Source organism: Helicobacter sp. MIT 11-5569 (assembly GCF_000765695.2).
GTDB lineage: Bacteria > Campylobacterota > Campylobacteria > Campylobacterales > Helicobacteraceae > Helicobacter_D.
Genome location: NZ_JRPB02000031.1, coordinates 1 through 2,149, shown reverse-complemented (window position 1 = coordinate 2,149; position 2,149 = coordinate 1). Strand labels below are relative to the sequence as shown.

The 2,149-nt window shown below is 29.9% G+C and carries 1 protein-coding gene; it reads right to left on the bottom strand.

The features are described from left to right. On the bottom strand, positions 1-2,132 hold a 2,132-nt coding region (locus LS70_RS09775; protein ID WP_138109445.1), incomplete at its 3' end, for a type VI secretion system Vgr family protein. Positions 2,133-2,149 lie beyond the last annotated feature (17 nt).

The following is a 2,149-nucleotide window of genomic DNA, read 5'->3' as shown; positions in this document are numbered from 1 at the left end:
ACTCCCACATTCAAAGTATTATTAAGTTTTACATTTGTTTCTTTAGAGAGTAAAGTGTTTTCTAAATAATCTTCTTTAACATTGACATTTTTAAATCCTGCAATATTTTGCATATGTCCTAGTGTGATAAACTCTGTATATAATGCTCCTACTTCTGAAGTTTTATTCATCTTTATTGTTTCTTCATAATCATTACCTATTTCTGTCTTATAGTCTTTTTGTGCTAGGATATAAATCTCTTCTTTATCCTTATCATTTTTTAAAGTAATTTCATTCCTTGCTTTTGCTTGTGTATTCTCTACTCCTATTGTAGAATTTGCTAAAGTAAGATAGTGATGATTGATAGGACTTAATACATAATCTGTGTCTTCTTGAAGTTTAAGTTCTTCTAAACCTTTATTAATCATTTTTGGTGTTTGGCTTAAAGAGTTTAGAGTATTTGAAGCAATTTCTCTTTTATATCTTGGATAATTATATTGAGGCATACTAGAAGTGCTATTATATAAACTTCCACTCACATAAGGTTTATCAATATCATCATCTAAAAAAGAAATAATCACTTCATCTCCAATTCTTGGAGTATGATAGAATCCTGAATGGCTATTTGCTACAGATGTGGCTACTCTTAAAAAAGGAGTATGATGATAGGTTTTCTCCTTATCGTCTAATTCTTCTTGATTAGCATAAAGATTCATTCTAACCTTTACTCTTCCATAATCATCAGTATAAATTGTATTGCTTTGGTTTTCTATATCAGAGCTTTCTCCTATGACAATTCCTTGCGTGCTATTTGGAGCTTTAGGTTTTTGCTTTAAAGGAGGAGTGAAGATAATATGACTAGGTAAGAGTGTTAGAGTATTAGAATACGATTTACTTAAAGCTAAATCTTTTAAGGGAGTATTATCATTTGCATGGATAGAATTCACAAGAATCGCATCATCAATTAGGGTTTGAGTGCTTGCAACAATCACAAAGTCTTTGAGTAAATCTTCAGAGTTCTTTGAAGAATTAGAATGGGTAAAGGTATGGTAGTCTATTGCTATAAAATCCTCTAAACTTAAATGATAGATATTGCTTTTAGCTTGTAAGCTTTCATTTAAAGTTAAAGTTCTCTTTTCTTTAAGAGCAGGAAGTGTTTTTAAATCAATACTTTGGGAAAAGGAATATTCACTCTCATAAGTGTGTGCATTATAAGAGGCTTTATTATTCAGATTCTCTTCATAAGGAACTTGATTGGAATTTAGAGATAAAAGATTTAAAGGAGTCTTAGCATTAGTGCTAGAATGGGTAAAAGAATTTGTCCTTAAAGACTGCTCTTTATAGATTTGAGTGATACAAGGTTCATTTAAAGCATTATTAATATTAGGGTTATATTTGATAGTCTTAGGATTGCTTTTTGCATAATGGTCGCAAAAATAAATTTTACTTGCATCTTCATAAAAAAAGATTCCATTGTTATGCGCTAATCTTGTGATAAAATCTAAATCACTTTCATTGTATTGAGAAATAAGCTCCTGATTTTCAAATTCAAGATGGATATTAGAAAAATCTATTTCTTTATGGAGTAAGCCTTGATAAAAATGTAAAGTTTCTTTAATGGCTTCTAAGATAGTAGTATGCGTATAGATTCTATTAGCTTTGTTTAAAGAAAGTCTCTTTAAGATAGATTCTAGTTTAAAAGAGAAGAAGTGTTTGTATTTTAATGTTTTAATCTTAGAATTAATATCTGCAAGATTCTCAAGGCTTTCTTTATGGATTCCTAAATAATTCACATAAGAAATAATGCCTTGATAGGTTTTAGTTGCATTAGTATCAAAGTTTAGAGTTTTATTTTCATAGGGATTGTTAATATCAAGTGTTGCAAGCGTATCAATTAAAACTTTAGGATGGAAATTTGGAGTTTTAGAATGACTAGAAGAAGAGTTGGCATTAGAGGGATTAGAATCTAAAGAAGGATTAGGGGGAGAATTAAGAGAGAATAAGTCTTCACTTAAACCTTCTATATATCCTTCACATTCTATACTAAAGAGTTCTTCAAGAGATTCTTTGATGATGGCTTTTGTGATTTTAAAGGAGACAGAAGGAGAAGAGGTGGGATTTATTGTTAGGGTGAGGTAGGAATTAAGATTCATTGGGTGTCCTTTGGAAT